The sequence below is a fragment of the Pseudomonas sp. PsB genome, assembly GCF_043658375.1.
In the GTDB taxonomy this organism is placed as follows: domain Bacteria; phylum Pseudomonadota; class Gammaproteobacteria; order Pseudomonadales; family Pseudomonadaceae; genus Aquipseudomonas; species Aquipseudomonas putida_Z.
This window is the reverse complement of the sequence record NZ_JBIGLU010000010.1, coordinates 40,405-59,615: the sequence shown is the minus strand read 5'-3', so window position 1 is coordinate 59,615 and position 19,211 is coordinate 40,405. Positions and strand designations below refer to the sequence as shown.

Sequence of the window (19,211 nt, the reverse complement as noted above, 5' to 3'; positions counted from 1 at the left end):
AGAACCGGAAATTGCTTTATCGAGGAAAACGACGAGTGTTCGTTCACGCCGCGATGAACCTGCTATTCCTAAGAAGACCCCTGAACCCACCAAGGCCCGTCGATGCTGGTCATCGAGCAACTGCACAAATCATTCCCCACCCCCCAGGGCCCGCTCCCCGTGCTGCAGGGCGTCGACCTGCGCCTGGCGCGCGGCAGCAGCCTGGCGCTGATGGGCGAGTCGGGCAGCGGCAAGAGCACCTTGCTGCACCTGGTGGCCGGCCTGGACCGTGCCGACAGTGGCCGTATCCTGATCGACGACATCCCGCTCGACAGCCGTTCCGAGGCGTCGCTGGCGTTGTGGCGGCGGGAAGGCATCGGCCTGGTGTTCCAGCAGTACAACCTGATCAGCAGCCTGGACGTGGGGGCCAATCTTGCGTTCCAGGCGCGGCTGGCCGGTCGGCATGATCCCGATTGGCTGGCCTACCTGGCGCAGCGCCTGGGTTTGGCGGATTTGCTGGCGCGTTACCCGGAGCAATTGTCTGGCGGCCAGCAACAGCGGGTTGCCATCGGCCGCGCCCTGGCCGGGCGCCCGGCCTGGTTGCTGGCCGACGAACCCACCGGCAGCCTCGATGAAACTAGCAGCGATGAGGTGTTGAGCCTGCTGTTGCAGCTGGTCGCCGAGGCTGGCAGTGGGGTGCTGATGGTGACCCACAGCCCGCGGCTGGCGGCGCGCTTGCAGCAGCGTTGTTACCTGCAGGCCGGCCGCGTGCGGCCCGAGCAGGGCGGATGAGGCTTCTATCGCTGGCCCTGCTGGCGCTGCTCAGCCACTGGCGGCGCCATCGCGTGCAGTTTTTCAGCATCTTCACCGGCCTGTGGCTGGCAACGGCGCTGTGGACCGGTGTGCAGGCGCTGAACAGCCAGGCACGCAGCGACTATGCCCGCGCCAGCTCGGTGCTGGCCGGGCCGTTGCAGGCGCAACTGGTGCCGCGCCGTGGCGAGCGCTTCGACCAGGCACTGTACGTGCAGTTGCGCAGGCTGGGCTGGGCGGTGACGCCGGTACTGGAAGGGCGCTTGCGCTTTGCTGGTGAGCCGGCGCGCAGCGTGCGGTTGATCGGCATCGAGCCGTTGAGCCTGCCGCCGGCCAGCAGCATCGCCGGTGTGCAGCCCGGAACGTTCGATCTGCAGGCCTTTGTCGGCATGCCCGGGCAAGCCTGGGTCGGGCCGGACACCTTGCGCCAGTTGCATGCAGGCCCCGGGGCCTCAGCACGCGACAGCGAAGGGCAGCTGCTGCCGCCGTTGGTTCTACAGCCAGCGCTGGCCCCAGGGGTGATCGTGGTCGATATCGGCCACGCCCAGGCGTTGCTGCATGCACCCGGGCAGTTGTCGCGCTTGCTGGTGGCTGCCACGCCGGGGCCGTTGCCGGTGGATATCGCGCCTTACCTTGAGCTGCAACCTCGGCAGGACGATGGCGGCTTGCAGCGGCTGACCGACAGTTTCCACCTCAACCTGACCGCCCTTGGCCTGCTGGCGTTCGTCGTCGGCCTGTTCATTGCCCATGCCGCAATCGGTTTGGCACTGGAAAAGCGGCGCGGCCTGATTCGCAACCTGCGCGCCTGTGGCATCGGCCTGCAAACCTTGCTGTGCGCCTTGGTGCTGGAGCTGGGGCTGTTCGCGGTGCTGGGCGGCCTGGCCGGTGTGGCCAGTGGTTACGGGCTGGCTGCGTGGTTGCTGCCCGATGTGGCCGCCAGCTTGCGCGGCCTGTATGGCGCCCAGGTCGCCGGGGCGCTGAGCCTGCCCGCAGGGTGGTGGCTGATGGGCGTGCTGGTGAGCGTGCTGGGGGCGCTGCTGGCGGGTTTGGGCAGTGTACTGCGTGCGGCGCGGTTGCCGTTGCTGGCGCTGGCGCAACCTCAGGCATGGCGGTTGGCCCAGGGGCCTTGGTTGCGGCGCCAGGCCCTGGTGGCCGGCCTGTTGCTTTTGCTGGCCCTGGGCTGTGGCGTGCTGGGCGACAGCCTGCCCAGCGCGTTCGGCCTGCTGGCAGGCTTGCTGCTGGCGGCGGCGCTGCTGCTGCCGGCCTTGCTCGACCGGGTGCTGGCCTGGCTGGCGCGCCATTGCCGGCGGCCTTTGGCGCAATGGTTCGTCGCCGATAGCCGCCAGCAATTGCCGGCCCTGAGCCTGGCGTTGATGGCACTGTTGCTGGCGCTGGCGGCCAGTGTCGGGGTGGGCAGCATGACCGAGGGCTTTCGCAAGACCTTTGTCGGCTGGCTTGACCTGCGCCTGTCCGCCGACCTGTATGTCACCCCAAGGGACACCGCCCAGGGCTTGCAGATAGCCGAGTGGCTCGGGCAGCAGCCTTCGGTGGATGTGGTATTGCCCGGCTGGCGTGTGGAAACACAGCTGCAGGGCTGGCCGGTGCAGGTCCAGGGCATCGTCGATCATCCCGTCTATCGCACACGCTGGCCATTGCTGACGCAGCAAAAGCAGGCTTGGCAACAACTGGCCGCCGGGCAGGCCGTGATACTCAGTGAACAGTTGGCCAGGCGACTGAAGCTGCAGCTGGGTGATCGCCTGAGGCTGCCTGCAGACACTTCGCCAGCCCTGAGCGTTGTGGGCATCTATGCCGATTACGGCAACCCCAAGGGGCACATGCTGGTCAATGCCGGCTGGCTGCGCGGGCACTGGCCACAGGCAACCCTGACCGGGTTGAGTGTCGATCTGGTGGACGATCAGGCGTCGGCGCTCGAGGCCGCATTGCGACAGCGCTTCGCCCTGGACGACAGCCGCGTGGTCGAGCAGACGCGGCTCAAACGTTGGTCGACCGACGTGTTCAACCGCACCTTCGCCGCCACCGCCGCGCTCAACAGCCTCACCCTTGGCGTGGCAGGCGTGGCGCTGTTCATCAACCTGCTGACCCTGGGCCAGACCCGCCTGGGCCAGCTGGCGCCGCTGTGGGCACTGGGTGTGCGGCGCACGCACCTGGTGTGGCTGAGCCTTGGGCAGACACTGTTGCTGAGCAGCCTTACCGTGCTGCTGGCGATTCCGCTGGGCATCCTGCTGGCCTGGTGCCTGGTCGCGGTGGTGAACGTGCAGGCATTCGGCTGGCGTTTGCCGCTCTACGTGTTCCCTGCGCAACTTCTGCACCTGGCCGTGCTGGGCATGCTTACCAGCCTGTTGGCCAGCGCCTGGCCACTGTGGCAGCTGGCGCGTCGCCAGCCGCGCGAACTGTTGAGGCCGTTTGCCGATGAAACGTAGCGCCTGGCTGTTGCTGTTTGGGTTGCTGGGCGGCTGTGACCAGCCCACCGAGCAAAGCTATGCCGGGCTCGGGCAGCAGGCGGGCGAGTTCAGCCAGGTAAGCCGCGGCCATCGCCTGGAATTTCCGCGGGACCACGGGGCCCACGATGGTTTTCGCATCGAATGGTGGTATGTCACCGCCAACCTCCAGGACTTCCAGGGGCGGGACTGGGGCGCGCAGTGGACGCTGTTTCGCTCGGCCCTGCGCCCAGGCCCCGAGACTGCTGGCTGGAACAGCCCGAACCTGTGGATGGGGCACGCGGCGTTGACCGGTCCCGGTGGTCATCAGTCTGGCGAAACCTTGGCGCGTGGGGGTATCGGCCAGGCTGGCGTGCAAGCCCAGCCGTTCCGGGCGTGGATCAATGACTGGTCGTTGCAGGGCAGCAGTGGCATCGAGCATCTGCAAATGGTCGCCGGTGGTGACGGCTTTCGCTATGACCTGCAACTGCACAGCGATCGGCCCTTGATGCTGCACGGGGACCAGGGCTACAGCGAGAAGTCCGGCAAGGGGCAGGCTTCGTACTATTACAGTCAGCCGTTCTATCGGGTGAGTGGGGAAGTGCAGCGTGGCGGCCAGTGCATTGCAGTCACCGGCCAGGCCTGGCTGGACCGGGAATGGAGCAGCCAGCCGCTGGCTGCCGGGCAGACGGGTTGGGACTGGTTTTCCCTGCACCTGGACAGTGGCGCCAGGCTGATGCTATTCCAGGTGCGCGAGGTGCAGGGGGAGGCGTATCGCGCCGGGACCTGGGTCGGCCCGCAGGGTGAGGTGATGGCACTGCAGGGTGCGCAGATCCAGCTGCAGGCGCTGGCCTGGGCCCGGCAGAAGAACGGCAAGCAGGTGCCGACGCGCTGGCGGGTGCAGGTGCCGGGGCATGGCGTGGATGTGCAGGTCGAGGCTGTGGAGTCGCAGGCCTGGATGGAGACACGGTTCCCGTATTGGGAGGGGCCAGTGCGCTTGACCGGGAGTGCGGGTGGGCGAGGGTATCTGGAGATGACCGGCTATTAGCACCTCATATCCCGGCCATGAGCCCAGCCCTTTGGGCTGCGCTGTTGCACAGGGAGCTATGTTCGAGAGCGTGTCATATTACCTGTGGGAGCGGGCGTGCCCGCGAAGAGCCCAGCACGGTGCATGGCACTGTCTGCTGGCCGGCTTGTTCATATATCGGGCATGACGCGGTCCTGTGTAGGAGCGGCCTTGTGTCGCGAAAGGGCCGCAAAGCGGCCCCGGCAATGTTGTGGTGATGCGAAGATCCTGGGGGCGCTTCGCACCCCTTTCGCGACACAAGGCCGCTCCTACAAGGGACCGTGTCAGCCTGTTCAATTCTTGATTAGCCCCGCAACATTGCCTGCTGGCCGACCTTGAACATTTGCTTGCTCATATCTCGTGTAGGAGCGGCCTTGTGTCGCGAAAGGGCCGCAAAGCGGCCCCGGCAATGCTGTGGTGATGCGAAGATCCTGGGGCGCTTTGCAGCCCTTTCGCGACACAAGGCCGCTCCCACAGGGATGCACAAGGCTTGAGGCCGATGCAGTCGAGGTGAGAGCTGGCTTGCCGGCGATGGGCCGCAACGCGGCCCCAGGTTTTCAATCTTTGACCAACCCTCGCAACACCGCTCGCGCCTCTTCAGTGCGCAAGCACTCGATGAACAACCGGCTTTCCCGCGCCACTGTCGCCTCAAGCTCGGCCCGTTGGCCGTCCTTGAGCAGCCGCTTGCTGATGCGCAGCGCCGCCTGCGGGTAGCCTTGCAGCTGTCGCGCCAGGCGCCGGGCAGCTGCAAGGCACTGCTCACCGTCTTCATGCAGTTCATTGGCCAGCCCCCAGGCCACCATCCGTTCGCCGTCAAGCAACTCGTTTGCCAGCAGCAGGCGAGCCGCCCGGGCATGGCCAAGCAAGCGCGGCAGCAGCAGGCTGGAACCAAACTCCGGGCACACGCCCAACGGCGCGAAAGGGATGCGCAGCTTGGTCGTACGGCTGACCAGCACCTGATCGCAATGCAACAGCAAGGTGGCACCAATACCGATCGCCGCACCACTGACCGCGGCAATCAGCGGTTTGTCCAGGCCCATCACCACCCGCATCAGGCGGAACACCGGGCTGTCCAGGTCGGCGGGCGGGTTGTCGAGGAAGTCGCGCAAGTCATTGCCGGCGCTGAAGCAGTGCGGCCCACCGGTGATGATGATGGCTTCGACATCAGGGTCTTCACCTGCCGCCAGCAGCAGGTCGCCCAGCTGTTGGTACATGGCGGTGTTCAAGGCGTTGAGCTTGTCGGGGCGGTTGAAGGCCAGGGTCAGCAGGCCCTGGTCCAGGTCACGTGTGATCAGGTCGTTCATGGCAGCCGCTTTTGTTGTTGTGGGCATGGGTGCCAAGGGTTTATCACGCAGTCCGGCTTGTTGTACAGTCGTTCAGTCCAGCCCCAGCCCGAGAGCCGCCGATGAACCAGGAAGCCCGCTACCACCGCATGCTGCCGGAATTGCGCAAAGCCAACCTGGTCGAGGCGACCCTGGTATGCCTCAAGCGCCATGGCTTCCAGGGCGCGTCGATCCGCAAGATTTCGGCCGAGGCCGGGGTCTCGGTCGGGTTGATCAGCCATCACTACGCCGGCAAGGATGAGCTGGTGGCCGAAGCCTACATGGCGGTCACCGGCCGGGTGATGGGCCTGCTGCGCGAGGCCATGGCCCAGGCCGCGCCCAATGCCCGCGAACGGTTGTCGGCGTTCTTCCGCGCCTCGTTCTGCGCCGAGCTGCTCGACCCGCAATTGCTCGACGCCTGGCTGGCGTTCTGGGGCGCGGTGAAGACCGCCGACGCGATCAACCAGGTGCATGACCATTCCTATGGCGAATACCGCAATGAACTGAGCGGGCTGCTGGCCACGCTGGCCGGGGAGGAGGGCTGGCAGGGCTTCGATGCCGACCTCGCGGCCATCAGCCTGAGCGCCTTGCTCGATGGCCTGTGGCTGGAGTCGGGGCTCAACCCCGGTACCTTCACCCCCGAGCAGGGCGTGCTGATCTGCGAGGCCTGGGTCGATGGCCTGCAGGCCGGTGGCCGGCGCCGCTTCAGCCTGCCGGAGGGCTGTTGATCGCCTGTTCAGTAACGAGTACGCTGCTGTCGCGAGTGTGTAGAACAAACCAATAAAAAAAAGAGACGACACGCAATGACGCCTCGGGTATTGATCGTCGATGACGATCCGCTTATTCGTGACTTGCTGCAGGCCTATCTGTCCCAGGAAGGCTATGACGTGCACTGCGCCGACACCGCGGAAAAGGCCGAAGCCCTGCTCGGCAGCCAGGATGTCGACCTGGTGCTGCTGGACATCCGCCTGCCGGGCAAGGACGGCCTCACCCTGACCCGCGAGCTGCGGGTACGTTCGGAGGTCGGCATCATCCTCATCACCGGCCGCAACGACGACATCGACCGTATCGTCGGCCTGGAATGCGGCGCCGACGACTACGTGATCAAGCCGCTCAACCCCCGCGAACTGGTATCCCGCGCCAAGAACCTGATCCGCCGCGTGCGCCATGCCCGCGAGGTGCACCCGGCGCCGGCCTGCGCGCAATCGCTGAAGCAGTTCGCCGACTGGGCGCTGGACACCGACCGCCGGCGCCTGATCGACGCCCGTGGCGGGCAAACCCTGCTGACCCATGGCGAGTTCCAGTTGCTCAGCGTGTTCCTGCGCAACAGCGGCCACACCCTCAGCCGCGACCAGTTGATGGACCAGATCCGCAACCGCGAGTGGGTGCCCAACGACCGCTCCATCGACGTGCTGGTCGGCCGCCTGCGGCGCAAGCTGCACGACGACCCGGCCGAGCCCCAGCTGATCATCACCATCCACGGCACCGGCTACCTGTTCACCGCCAGCGTGGCGGCATGACCCGCAGCGCCTGGGTGCTGGCCTTGGCATTGTTCGCCGTGCAGGCCAGTGCACGGCAGCCGGTGCGCTATTGCGACTACCCGGTGTACCCGCCGATTTCCTGGAGTGACGGCCACCAGGTGCGTGGCCTGGCCCCCACCGTGGTGCGAGAGCTGTTCGCGCGCATGGGCTACGAAGTGCAGACCGTGGTGCTGGGCAACTGGAAGCGCTGCCTGATGGACGCCGCCGCCGGGCGGGTGGACGTGGTGCTGGCCTACAACAGCGACCAGCGTGACCAACGCATGCGCTTTTCCACGGTGCCGGTGGTGCGTGAGGAAGTGGCGGTGTTCTACAACCGCCTGCGGCCAGTGCAGTTCCAGCGCCTGGAGAACCTGGCCAGCTACCGCGGCGGCCTGCTGTACGGCGAAAGCTACGGCGCCGATTTCGACCGCTTCGTCGCCCGCCACCAGAACATCGAACGGGTGTCGTCCAGCCAGCAGAACTTCGGAAAGCTGATCCGTGGGCGCATCGACTACGTGATCCAGGAGCGGCGCACCGGCCAGCTGTTCATCGAAAACCTGCCCGGGGCGCAGGACATCCGCGTATTGCCCACGGCCCTGAGCGTGGACTACCTGCGCGTTGCGATATCACGGCAATCGCCCTTGAGCCAGCATATGGACGAAATCGACGCGCAGTTGCTGCGCATGAACCAGGCCGGCGAGATCGAGCGCTGGCTGGAGCAAAGCGAAGTGACCTACCGGGACATGGTCAACCTGCCGGCGGACTCCCGATGATCCGCCTGCGCACCGATGGCTTGCTGCGCCGCCTGCTGCTGTTCATCCTGCTGTTCAGCCTGTGCTTCACCGTGCTGGCCAGCTCGGTGCAGCTGTATTTCGAGTACCGCCGCGAGATGCGCGATATCGAGGCGCGCATGGCGTTGATCCGCGCCGGTTACCTGGCCAGCCTGGAGCGCAGCCTGTGGGACCTGGACGAGGCACAGCTGGATACACAACTGCGCGGTCTGGTGGACTTTTCCGATGTTGCCCGGGTGCGCCTGGTCAGCGACGATTTCCAGCTGCTGCGCGGCGCCGCCGAGCCCAAGGGGCCGCTGCGCATCGAACGCTTCCCCCTCGATTACCAGCCGCCCTCGGGGCCGGCCAGGCATTTGGGCGAGCTGGAAGTGAGCATCGACCTGGGCGCGGTACACAGGCGGCTGTATGCCACTGGCCTTGCCAGCCTGCTGTGGATGGGCGTGTTCCTGTGTGGCCTGGCGGTGGCGCTGTCGGGGCTGTTCTACCGCCTGGTCACCCGCCACCTGCAAGTGATGGCCGAGTTCGCCCGGCGTATTGGCGCCGGCCACTGGCAGGAACCGTTGCGCCTGGGGCGCCGCACCTCGACGCGCCCGGACGAGATCGACACCGTGGCCAATGCCCTGGATGACATGCGCCGCGCCATCCTCAGCGACATCGAGCGCCGCGAGCGCGACCGCCTGGCGCTGCAGGACAAGCGCGACGAACTGCAGGCCATGGTCGAGCGGCGCACCGCCAGCCTGGCCCGGGCCAAGGACGAGGCCGAAGCTGCCAACCTGGCCAAATCACGCTTCCTGGCGACCATGAGCCATGAGCTGCGTACCCCGCTCAACGGCATTCTCGGCATGGCCGAGCTGCTGCGCGGTGGCCGGCTGGAGGCGGCCGACCGCCAGCGCGTCGAGGCCTTGTACAAGGCCGGCGAGGGGCTGCTGGCGATTCTCAACGAAGTGCTGTATTTCGCCCGGCTCGAGGAGGGCGAGAGCCGCGCCGAGCTGGTCGGTTTTTCGCTACGCCAGTTGTGCCAGGAAGTGCTGGCGCTGCTCGAACCCATGGCCAGGGACAATGGCGACGCCCTGCAGCTGCACATCGACGAGCAATTGGCCGAGTACCAGCACGGTGCCGAACAGTACCTGCGCCAGGTGCTCAGCAACCTGCTGGCCAACGCCATCAAGTTCACCGAACACGGCCAGGTGCAGCTTGCGGTGCAAGTACTGGCCAGTGACCAGGGCTCGCAGCGCGTGCGGGTGTCGGTCAGCGACAATGGCATCGGCATCGAGCCGGCTGTGCAGGCCAGGGTCTTCGACCGCTTCGTCCAGGCCAGCGAGGCGGTGGCCCGGCGCTACGGCGGCACCGGCCTGGGCCTGGCGATCTGCAAGCACCTGGTGGAAAAACTGGGGGGCTGCATTGGCCTGGACAGCGTGCAGGGGCAGGGCAGTCGCTTCTGGTTCGAACTCGACATGGCCCGCGGGCAGCCAGTGCAGGCCAGTTCACCAGCCCCTTCGCCCCTGGCCAGCCTGGATATCCTGGTAGTCGAGGATGTGGCATTGAACCGCGAGGTGGCCGGTGGGTTGCTGCTGCGCGATGGCCACCGGGTGAGCTTTGCCGAGGACGCCGGGCAAGCCCTGCTGGCCTGCGCACAGCGGCGCTTCGACCTGATCCTGCTCGATGTGCACCTGCCCGGCATGAGCGGGGTGGAGCTGTGCCGGCAACTGCGTGCCACGCCCGGGCCGAACCGCCACAGCCGGGTTCTGGCACTGACGGCTGGCGTGCAACCGGGGCAAGTGCCAGGGTACCTGGATGCCGGCATGCAGGGAGTGCTGGCCAAACCCCTGCGGCTGGACAACCTGCGCCGGGCGCTGGCCGAAGCGGCGCCCGCTGAAGTGGCCGGCGTCGACGCGACAATGGACTGGTCATTGCTGGACACCCACCGCTCGCTGCTGGGTGAACAGAAGCTGCAAGGCCTGTTGAAGGTGTTGCGCCAGTCGCTGGAGCAGCACGCCACGGCGTTGGCCGAGGCGCTGCCGGCCCAGGACTTTACCGAAGTGCTGCACCTGGCCCACCGCCTGGCCGGCAGTTGCGACTCCCTGGGTTTTTCTGGCCTGGCTGCGTTGTTGCGACGCCTTGAGGACGCTGCCCGGCAGCATGACGAACAGGCATTGAAAGCGCTCGGCGCGCCGCTGGCCACCGAGCTTGCCCAGGCCCGCGTCACCCTGGGACAGCTGATCCAGAGCTGACGTACAAAAAACTTACGACTTTTTACATCTTCGATCCGTTCGTACAACGGCACCTTACATCCGTTTCCAATAATCCATGGCAACCGTGTTGCACGCGGTCCATGAGGCTTATTGGAGACAAGAATAATGACATGCCGTAGCGCTCAGCCCCTCCTTCCTACCACACCGCGAGGCACCCCCGCGCGGCCTGGCACCAGCCGCAAAGGCGAGGTGCGCCATGACTGACAACCGCGAAAAGATCCAGCTCACCCGCGCGCTGAAAAGCCGGCACATCTTCATGCTGTCGCTGGGCGGGGTGATCGGCACCGGGCTGTTCATGGGTTCGGGCGTCACCATCAACCAGGGCGGCCCGATAGGCGCGATCCTGGCCTACCTGGTCGCGGGTTTGCTGATGTACCTGGTGATGGTCTGCCTGGGCGAGCTGTCGGTGCAGATGCCGGTGTCCGGCTCGTTCCAGGCCCACGCCACCAAGTTCATCGGCCCGGCCACCGGCTTCATGATCGGCTGGGTGTACTGGATGAGCTGGGCCACCACCGTGGGCCTGGAGTTCACCGCCGCCGGCATGCTGATGACCCGCTGGTTCCCCGAGGTACCGATCTGGTATTGGTCGGCGCTGTTCGTGGTCGTGCTGTTCGGCCTCAACGCCCTGGCCACCCGTGCCTTCGGCGAGGCGGAGTACTGGTTCTCGGGGATCAAGGTGGCGACCATCCTCGGCTTCATCATCATCGGCCTGCTGGTGATCTTCGGCGCCATCCCGCTGAGCAGCGGGGCGCCGGCACCGATGCTGGACAACCTGGTGGGCGAGTCGCTGTTCCCCCATGGCCTGTCGGCGGTGTTCGCGGTGATGATGACCGTGGTCTATGCCTTCCAGGGCTGTGAAATCATGGGGGTGGCGGCCGGCGAGACCGAGCACCCGGAAAAGAGCATCCCACGGGCCGTGCGCAACGTGGTGTTCCGCGTGCTGATCTTCTACGTGCTGGCGATTGCCGTGCTCTCGGCCATCGTACCGTTCGAGCAGGCCGGGCTGATGGAAAGCCCGTTCGTGCAGGTGTTCGACATGGTCGGCATCCCCTTTGCCGCCGACCTGATGAACTTCGTCATCCTCACGGCCATCCTTTCGGTGGGCAACTCCGGGCTGTATGCCTCCACGCGCATCCTCTGGGCCATGTCGAAGAGCGGCATGGCGCCGAAAAGCCTGTCGCCGCTGAGCAAGCGTGGCGTGCCGTTGCGGGCGCTGAGCATCACCCTGTGCTTTGCGCTGATCTCGCTGATGACCAGTTTCGTTGCCGCCGACACCCTGTTCATGGTGTTGATGGCGGTGAGTGGCATGTCCGGCACCGTGACCTGGATCGTCATCGCCCTGGCGCAGTACCGCTTCCGCAAGGTTTACCTGCGTGACGGTGGGCAACTGCAGGACCTGAAGTACAAGGCGCCGCTGTACCCGCTGGTGCCGCTGCTGTGCATCACCCTGTGCAGCTCGCTGTTCGTGTTCCTGGCGCTGGATGAAACCCAGCGGCCGTCGTTGTACTGGGGCTTTGGCTTCATTGCCCTGTGCTACGCGGCGTACTTCTTCGTCAACCGCCGCCGGCAGGGGGCCTTCGAGCCGAGCGTGCCAGGGGTTTGATGCTGTGGGTCGTTGGTTGTAAGTGTTCGTCGAAGCATTTTTATTGTCTGTGAGATCGAGCGCCGCCCGCGCGGCGCTTCGCAGCACAAGGCTGCTCCTACATCTGTTTCGGGCCAGTCACGCCTGTGCCTGCGCACGCGATCGCCTTGTTTGCCCGACGCGATATCGCGGTGGACGCCAAGGGGCCGCGCGCCTTCGTCTCAGGAATAACTGGCCCGAAACAGATGTAGGAGCAGCCTTGTGCTGCGAAGCGCCGCGCGGGCGGCGCTCGATCTCCCAGGCAACGAAAATGCCATGCCAAAACAGCACCGCGTAACAACAAAAACCGAGTTGTGCGAAGTTGTAACAGCCCATCCCGCCTTGTTGAACACTCGTTTAGTATCTCCCTCATCAAGCCCTCCCAAAACCATCACAACAACACCGAGGCCCCCATGACCACCCCGTCGTCACTGCTGAGCAAGGTCGAAGCCGGCGTTGCCTGGATCACCCTCAACCGCCCCGAGCAGCGCAACGCGCTGGACATCCCCACCCTCAAGCAACTGCACGCCCTGCTGGAAACCTGCAACAGCGACCCGGCCGTGCGCGTGGTGGTGCTGACCGGCAGCGGGCGCAGCTTCTGCGCCGGTGCCGACCTGGCCGAATGGGCCGCGGCCGAGGCCCAGGGCACCCTGGAAAGCTACGGCTGGACCGAAACCGCCCACGCCCTGATGTTGCGCCTGCACAGCCTCGACAAGCCCACCATCGCTGCCATCAACGGCACTGCCGTGGGCGGTGGCATGGACCTCAGCCTGTGCTGCGACCTGCGCATCGCCGCGGCCTCGGCGCGCTTCAAGGCCGGCTACACCAGCATGGGCTACAGCCCCGATGCCGGGGCCAGCTGGCACCTGCCACGGCTGATCGGCAGCGAGCAGGCCAAGCGCCTGTTGTTCCTCGATGAGCTGTGGGGTGCCGAACGTGCCCTGGCGGCCGGGCTGGTCAGCGAAGTCTGTGCCGACGAGCAACTGCCCGCCGTGGCCGCCGAGCTGGCCGGGCGCCTGGCAAACGGCCCTACCTTCGCCTACGCGCAGACCAAGCGGCTGATCCGCGACGGCGCGCGACGCACCCTGGCCGAGCAGCTGGAGGCCGAGCGCCAGGCCGGCCTGCTGTGCGGCCGCAGCCAGGACGGTGCCGAGGCGCTGCAAGCCTCGGTGGAACGCCGCGCCCCCCGTTTCACCGGCCAGTAACCCGATAACCGACCCTCACCAGGACCTTCGCAGATGAATTTCCAACTGACCCAAGAACAAGAAATGTTGGTGGAAGCGGTACGCAGCTTTGTCGCCAAGGAGCTGCTGCCCCATGAGGAGGCAGTGGACCGCGCCGATGCCGTGTCGCCCGAGCTGGCTGCGCAGATCCGCGGCAAGGCCATCGCCGCCGGGTTCTATGCCTTCAACATGCCCGAGGAGGTCGGCGGCGGTGGCCTGGACTATCTGTCCCAGGCGCTGATCGAGCGCGAACTGTCCAAGGTGTCCTGGGCCCTGCACGTGTTCGTCGCGCGGCCATCGAAAATCCTCATGGCCTGCAAGGACGAGCAGATCAACGACTACCTGTTGCCCTGCGTGCAGGGCGAGAAGATCGACTGCTTCGCTCTCACCGAGCCGGGCGCCGGCTCCGATGCCAACGCCATCAAGACCCGTGCCGTGCGCCAGGGTGACGACTTCGTCATCAACGGCAGCAAGCACTTCATCAGCCATGCCGGCCACGCCGATTTCGCCATCGTCTTCGCCGTCACCGACACCTACGAGCACAACGGGCGCAAGCGCAACGCGGTAACGGCCTTCCTGGTCGACCGGGGCACGCCGGGCATGACCATCCGCCGTGGCCCCAAGTGCGTGAGCAACCGTGGCTACCACACCTACGAGCTGTTCTTCGACGACTGCCGGGTCCCGGCCAGCAAGGTGCTGGGCGAGGTCGGCAAGGGCTGGGAGGTGGCCAACGCCTGGCTCACCGCCGGCCGGGTGATGGTCGCCGCCAACTGCGTGGGCCAGGCCCAGCGTGCCCTCGACCTGTCGCTGCAATGGGCCGCCGACCGCAAGCAGTTCGGCCAGGCCATCGGCAGCTACCAGGGCGTGTCGTTCAAGCTGGCCGACATGGCCACGCAGATTCGCGCTGCGGAAATGCTCACCCTGCACACCGCCTGGAAGATGGACCAGGGCAGCATGACCGACGGCGAGGCCGGCATGGCCAAGCTGTTCGCCAGCGAGGTGCTGGGCAAGGTTGCCGACGAAGCCGTGCAGATCTTCGGCGGCATGGGCCTGATGGATGAAGGGCCGGTCGAGCGCATCTGGCGCAACGCACGCATCGAGCGCATCTGGGAAGGCACCTCGGAAATCCAGCGGCACATCATCGCCCGCGAACTGCTGCGCCCGCTGCTGCGCTGAACGCCAGGAGAACACCCATGTCGCATTCGATTCGTGACAACCTCAAGCGCCTGCTGGCACCCCGGCACCTGGCCTTCGTCGGCGGGCGCAGCATGGCGCGGGCGCTCAAGCGCTGCGCCGAAGGTGGCTTTGGCGGCGAGTTGTGGCTGGTCAACCCGCAGCATGACAGCCTTGAAGGTATCCCCTGTGTGGCGCGGGTGGCCGACTTGCCCCATGCCCCGGACGCGGTGTTCATCGCCACCAACCGCGAACTGACCCTGCAGTGCGTTGCCGAGCTGGCCGCACGCGGCGCCGGTGGCGCCATCTGCTATGCCTCGGGTTTTGCCGAAAGTGGCGAAGAGGGCCGCCAGCTGCAGCAGCGCCTGCTCGCCGCCGCCGGCAACATGGCCTTGCTCGGCCCCAACTGCTACGGCCTGCTCGACTACCTGCACGGCGCTGCCCTGTGGCCGGTGGCCCATGGTGGCCAGCAGGTGGAGAAGGGCGTGGCGATCCTCACCCAGAGCGGCAACTTCGCCTACAACCTGTCGATGAGCGACCGTTCGCTGCCGGTGGCCTACATGGCCTCGGTCGGCAACCAGGCACAACTGGGGGTGGCCGAGCTGATGGACGTGCTGCTCGACGACCCACGGGTAACCGCCATCGGCCTGCACCTGGAAGGTCTGAAGAACGTGCCGGGCTTCGCCCGTGCTGCGTGCAAGGCATTGCAACAGGGCACGCCGATCATTGCGTTGAAGACCGGCGTGTCGCAGATCGGCGCCGAACTGGCGCTCAGCCACACCAGCTCGCTGTCCGGCTCCGATGCCTTGTACGACAGCCTGTTCCATCGCCTGGGCGTGATCCGCGTCAGTGGCCCGGTGAGCTTCGTTGAAACGCTCAAGGCCGCCGCCTGTGGCCGCCTGCCGGTGAATGGCGAGCTGATCGCCCTGGCTTGTTCCGGTGGCGATGCCGGCTTGATCGCCGACTATGCCGAGCGCAACCAGCTGCTCCTGCCGAAGCTCGCACAAGGGCAGGTGGCGCAGTTGGCCGAGGTGCTGCCGGCCTATGCCAACCTGGTCAACCCGCTGGATTTCACCACTGCCATCTGGGGTGATGCAGCGGCCCTGCAACGCATGCTCGACAGCACCCTGAGCGGCGCAGCCGACGCGGCCATGCTGGTGCTGGACTACCCGGCGGCGTTCACCGGCGAACGCAAGGAATGCGACCTGCTGCTGGCGCTGTACTGCGATGCATTGGAACGCCACGGCAAGATCGGCTTCGTCACCTCGGCATTCCCGGAGCTGTTGCCCGCCTGCGCGCGCGAGCGTTTGCACGCGCGTGGCATCGCCGCCCTGCAGGGCGTGGAGGATGGCCTGGCAGCCTGGGGCCGCATCGTCGCCTACCAGCGCAACCGCCAGCGGCTGCTGGAACAGGGTGAGGCCACGCGGGTGCCGCTGTGCCCGCAGGCCATCGCGGGCGAGGGCCAGCTGCTGGACGAATGGCAATCCAAGCAAGCCCTGCGTGCCTTCGGCCTGCCGGTACCGGCAGGGGTGCTGAGCACACCCGAGCGCGCTGTGGCAGATGCCGCCCGCGTCGGTTACCCGCTGGTATTGAAGGCGGTCAGCGCGCAACTGCCGCACAAGACCGAGGCCGGTGCAGTGGCGCTGAACCTGCGCGATGCCGCCGCCCTCGAGGTTGCGCTGGTGCAGATGCGCCAGCGCATCGCCGCCTACGCCCCGCAGGTAGCGTTCGACCAGGTGCTGCTAGAACCGATGGCCGAGCCGCCGCTGGCCGAACTGATCGTCGGCATCAAGCGCGAGCACGACTTCGCCCTGGCCCTGGTGATCGGTGCCGGTGGCGTGCTGGTCGAGTTGCTCAAGGACAGCGTCAGCCTGTTGCTGCCGACCACCGACGATGCCATCCGCAGCGCGCTGCTCGGCCTGCGCAGCGCCAGCCTGCTGCAAGGCTTCCGTGGCCGCCCGGCCGCCGACCTCGACGCACTGGTTGCGGCTATCCGCGCGGTGGCCGACTACGCCTGCGAAAACGCCGGGCAACTGCTGGAGCTGGATGTGAACCCATTGATGGTCGGTGCCCACGGCACCACCGCGGTCGACGCGCTGATCCGCCTCGGCCAGGCGCAAGGAGAACGACATGAATAAGCACACCCCGACCGCCGGCCAGGCGTTGGTGCGCCTGCTGGCCAACTACGGCGTAGAGACGGTATTCGGCATCCCCGGCGTGCACACCCTGGAGCTGTACCGCGGCCTGCCGGGCAGCGGAATCCGCCACGTGCTGACCCGCCACGAGCAGGGCGCCGGCTTCATGGCCGACGGCTATGCACGGGTAAGCGGCAAACCGGGGGTGTGCTTCGTCATCACCGGCCCGGGCGTGACCAATGCCGCCACCGCCATCGGCCAGGCCTACGCCGACTCCATCCCGATGCTGGTGATTTCCAGCGTCAATCACACTGCCAGCCTGGGCAAGGGCTGGGGCTGCCTGCACGAAACCCAGGACCAGCGCGCCATGACCGCGCCGATTACCGCGTTCTCTGCCGTGGCCCTGCGCGGCGACGACCTGCCCGAGCTGATCGCTCGTGCCTGGGCCGTGTTCGACAGCGAACGGCCGCGCCCGGTGCACATCTCGGTGCCGCTGGACGTACTGGCCGCGCCGGTCAGCCGTGACTGGAGCGCTGAGGTGGTGCGCCGCCCCGGGCGTGGCCAGCCGTGCCGCGACATCCTCGACCAGGCCGCCGTGAAGCTGGCCGCCGCCAAGCGGCCGATGATCATTGCCGGTGGTGGGGCATTGCACGCGGCCGAGCAGCTGCAGCAGCTGAGCACCCGGCTGGCAGCGCCATTGTTCACCAGCGTGGCCGGCAAGGGCCTGCTGCCTGCGGACGCACCACTGAATGCCGGCGCCAGCCTGTGCGTCGAGCCCGGCTGGCAGCTGATCAGCCAGGCCGATGTGGTGCTGGCAGTGGGTACCGAAATGGCCGACACCGACTTCTGGCGCGAGCGCCTGCCGATCAGCGGTGAGCTGCTGCGCGTGGACATCGACCCGCGCAAGTTCAACGACTTCTACCCCTGTGCCATCGCCCTGCACGGTGATGCCCGGCTAACCCTGGCCGGCCTGCTCGAGCACCTGCCAGCGCTGGACCGTGACCCGGCCCAGGCCAGCGAAGCAGTGGCCAACCTGCGCCAGGCCATTCGCAGCGGGCATGCGCCGCTGCAGGCCGTGCATCAGGCAATCCTCGACCGCATTGCCGCCGTGCTGCCCGACGATGCCTTCATCAGCAGCGACATGACCCAGCTGGCCTACACCGGCAACTACGCCCTCGCCAGCCGGGCGCCGCGCAGCTGGCTGCACCCCACCGGCTACGGCACCCTCGGCTACGGCCTGCCGGCCGGCATCGGCGGCATGTTCGCCAGCGACCACCGCCCAGGCCTGGTGCTGGTGGGCGACGGCGGCTTCCTCTACACCGCCCAGGAACTGGCCACGGCAGTCGAGGAGCTGGACCGACCGTTGGTCGTGCTGTTGTGGAACAATGACGCCCTTGGCCAGATCCGTGACGACATGCTCGACCTGGACATCGAGCCGGTCGGCGTACTGCCGCGCAATCCGGACTTCATCGGCCTGGCCCGTGCCTTTGGTTGCACGGTGCGCCAGCCGCGTGATCTGGATGCGCTGCAGGCCGATCTGGCCAGCGGTTTCGCCACCCCCGGCGTCACCTTCATCGAACTCAAGCACACCTGCGTCTGCTAAGCGGCAGACACCACGAACAACAAGAGAAACCACCATGCCATTTCGCCGTACCCTCCTGGCTGCATCCCTCGCTCTGCTGATCACCGGCCAGGCCCCGCTGTACGCCGCACCACCCCTGTCGATGGACAACGGCACCGCCGCCCTGACCGCGCAAAACAGCAACGCCTGGGTCGAAATCAGTGCCGGCGCGCTGCAACACAACATCCGTACCTTGCAGGCCGAGCTGGGCGGCAAGTCCAAGCTGTGCGCCGTGCTCAAGGCCGACGCCTATGGCCACGGTATCGGCCTGGTGATGCCGTCGATCATCGCCCAGGGCGTGCCTTGCGTGGCGGTGGCCAGCAACGAGGAGGCCCGCGTGGTCCGCGCCAGCGGCTTCACCGGGCAACTGGTGCGGGTGCGCCTGGCCAGCCTCAGCGAAGTGGAAGATGCCTTGCAGTACGACATGGAAGAACTGGTCGGCAGCGCCGAGTTCGCCCGCCAGCTCGATGCCCTCGCCGAACGCCACGGCAAGACCCTGCGCATTCATCTGGCGCTCAATTCCAGTGGCATGAGCCGCAACGGCGTGGAAATGACCACCTGGTCCGGCCGGGGTGAAGCGCTGCAGATCACCGACCAGAAGCACCTCGAGCTGGTCGCGCTGATGACCCACTTCGCCGTGGAAGACAAGGACGATGTGCGCAAAGGCCTGGCAGCGTTCAACGAGCAGACCGACTGGCTGATCAAGCACGCGAAACTTGATCGCAGCAAGCTCACCCTGCACGCCGCCAACTCCTTCGCTACGCTGGAAGTGCCGGAAGCGCGCCTGGACATGGTGCGCACCGGTGGCGCGCTGTTCGGCGACACCGTGCCGACGCACACCGAATACCAACGTGCCATGCAGTTCAAGTCGCACGTGGCGGCGGTGCACAGCTACCCGGCAGGCAACACCGTCGGCTATGACCGCACCTTCACCCTGGCGCGTGATTCGCGCCTGGCCAACATCACCGTGGGTTACTCCGATGGCTACCGCCGGGTGTTCACCAACAAGGGCCATGTGCTGATCAACGGCCACCGAGTGCCAGTGGTGGGCAAGGTGTCGATGAACACCTTGATGGTCGATGTCACCGACTTCCCCGATGTGAAAGGTGGCAACGAAGTGGTGCTGTTCGGCAAACAGGCCGGGGGTGAAATCACCCAGGCCGAAATGGAAGAAATCAACGGCGCGCTGCTCGCCGACCTGTACACCGTATGGGGCAGTTCCAACCCGAAGATTCTCGTCGACTGAAACCGCCAATGAAG

14 protein-coding genes are annotated in these 19,211 nt (G+C 66.5%); 13 read left to right on the top strand and 1 reads right to left on the bottom strand.

All coding sequences use genetic code 11. The features are described 5' to 3' along the window. The first annotated feature begins 102 nt into the window (after nucleotides 1–102). Genes ACGLHT_RS14495 through ACGLHT_RS14485 form a run of 3 tightly spaced genes read left to right on the top strand, consistent with a single transcriptional unit; the run spans nucleotide 103 to nucleotide 4,275 of the window. Nucleotides 103–771, top strand: coding sequence for an ABC transporter ATP-binding protein (locus ACGLHT_RS14495; protein WP_274120760.1), 669 nt, complete (start codon nucleotides 103–105; stop codon nucleotides 769–771). Next, nucleotides 768–3,230, top strand: a complete 2,463-nt coding sequence (locus ACGLHT_RS14490) for an ABC transporter permease (protein WP_274120761.1) — start codon at nucleotides 768–770, stop codon at nucleotides 3,228–3,230. Before ACGLHT_RS14495 ends, ACGLHT_RS14490 begins: the two co-directional genes overlap by 4 nt. Next, nucleotides 3,220–4,275, top strand: a complete 1,056-nt coding sequence (locus ACGLHT_RS14485) for a lipocalin-like domain-containing protein (RefSeq protein ID WP_274120762.1) — start codon at nucleotides 3,220–3,222, stop codon at nucleotides 4,273–4,275. Before ACGLHT_RS14490 ends, ACGLHT_RS14485 begins: the two co-directional genes overlap by 11 nt. 575 nt (nucleotides 4,276–4,850) lie before the next feature. Here the strand turns inward: ACGLHT_RS14485 and ACGLHT_RS14480 are convergent. Next, nucleotides 4,851–5,597, bottom strand: coding sequence for an enoyl-CoA hydratase (locus tag ACGLHT_RS14480; RefSeq protein ID WP_274120763.1), 747 nt, complete (start codon nucleotides 5,595–5,597; stop codon nucleotides 4,851–4,853). A gap of 101 nt (nucleotides 5,598–5,698) precedes the next feature. Between ACGLHT_RS14480 and ACGLHT_RS14475 the strand changes: the two genes are divergently transcribed. The 10 genes from ACGLHT_RS14475 (at nucleotide 5,699) to alr (ending at nucleotide 19,197) form a co-directional block, all read left to right on the top strand. Then, nucleotides 5,699–6,343 carry a TetR family transcriptional regulator C-terminal domain-containing protein gene (locus tag ACGLHT_RS14475; protein ID WP_015270774.1) on the top strand — a complete coding sequence of 215 codons (645 nt, stop codon included), beginning with the start codon at nucleotides 5,699–5,701 and terminating at the stop codon, nucleotides 6,341–6,343. Nucleotides 6,344–6,418: 75 nt separating this feature from the next. After that, nucleotides 6,419–7,135 carry a response regulator gene (locus tag ACGLHT_RS14470; protein ID WP_012271826.1) on the top strand — a complete coding sequence of 239 codons (717 nt, stop codon included), beginning with the start codon at nucleotides 6,419–6,421 and terminating at the stop codon, nucleotides 7,133–7,135. Next, nucleotides 7,132–7,908: an ABC transporter substrate-binding protein gene (locus tag ACGLHT_RS14465; RefSeq protein ID WP_274079145.1), complete on the top strand. Its 777-nt coding sequence runs from the start codon at nucleotides 7,132–7,134 to the stop codon at nucleotides 7,906–7,908. Before ACGLHT_RS14470 ends, ACGLHT_RS14465 begins: the two co-directional genes overlap by 4 nt. Continuing rightward, a complete protein-coding gene (locus ACGLHT_RS14460) occupies nucleotides 7,905–10,157 on the top strand; it encodes an ATP-binding protein (protein WP_274120764.1) in 2,253 nt (750 codons plus the stop codon). The genes ACGLHT_RS14465 and ACGLHT_RS14460 overlap by 4 nt, the downstream gene beginning before the upstream one ends. A 217-nt stretch (nucleotides 10,158–10,374) precedes the next feature. Next, nucleotides 10,375–11,781, top strand: a complete 1,407-nt coding sequence (locus ACGLHT_RS14455) for an amino acid permease (protein ID WP_274120765.1) — start codon at nucleotides 10,375–10,377, stop codon at nucleotides 11,779–11,781. A 431-nt stretch (nucleotides 11,782–12,212) separates the two neighbouring features. Next, nucleotides 12,213–13,004: an enoyl-CoA hydratase/isomerase family protein gene (locus ACGLHT_RS14450; protein WP_274120766.1), complete on the top strand. Its 792-nt coding sequence runs from the start codon at nucleotides 12,213–12,215 to the stop codon at nucleotides 13,002–13,004. Between the two features lie 33 nt (nucleotides 13,005–13,037). Beyond that, entirely contained in the window at nucleotides 13,038–14,198 is a 1,161-nt protein-coding gene (locus tag ACGLHT_RS14445; protein WP_015270769.1) for an acyl-CoA dehydrogenase family protein, read from the top strand. 17 nt (nucleotides 14,199–14,215) lie between these two features. After that, complete coding sequence (locus ACGLHT_RS14440) at nucleotides 14,216–16,333, top strand: acetate--CoA ligase family protein (protein ID WP_274120767.1); 2,118 nt, start codon at nucleotides 14,216–14,218, stop codon at nucleotides 16,331–16,333. Continuing rightward, on the top strand, nucleotides 16,326–17,933 hold the full coding sequence (locus ACGLHT_RS14435) for a 5-guanidino-2-oxopentanoate decarboxylase (RefSeq protein ID WP_274120768.1): 1,608 nt from the start codon (nucleotides 16,326–16,328) through the stop codon (nucleotides 17,931–17,933). Before ACGLHT_RS14440 ends, ACGLHT_RS14435 begins: the two co-directional genes overlap by 8 nt. A gap of 34 nt (nucleotides 17,934–17,967) precedes the next feature. Beyond that, nucleotides 17,968–19,197: an alanine racemase gene (gene alr, locus ACGLHT_RS14430; RefSeq protein WP_238066490.1), complete on the top strand. Its 1,230-nt coding sequence runs from the start codon at nucleotides 17,968–17,970 to the stop codon at nucleotides 19,195–19,197. Nucleotides 19,198–19,211: the final 14 nt, after the last annotated feature.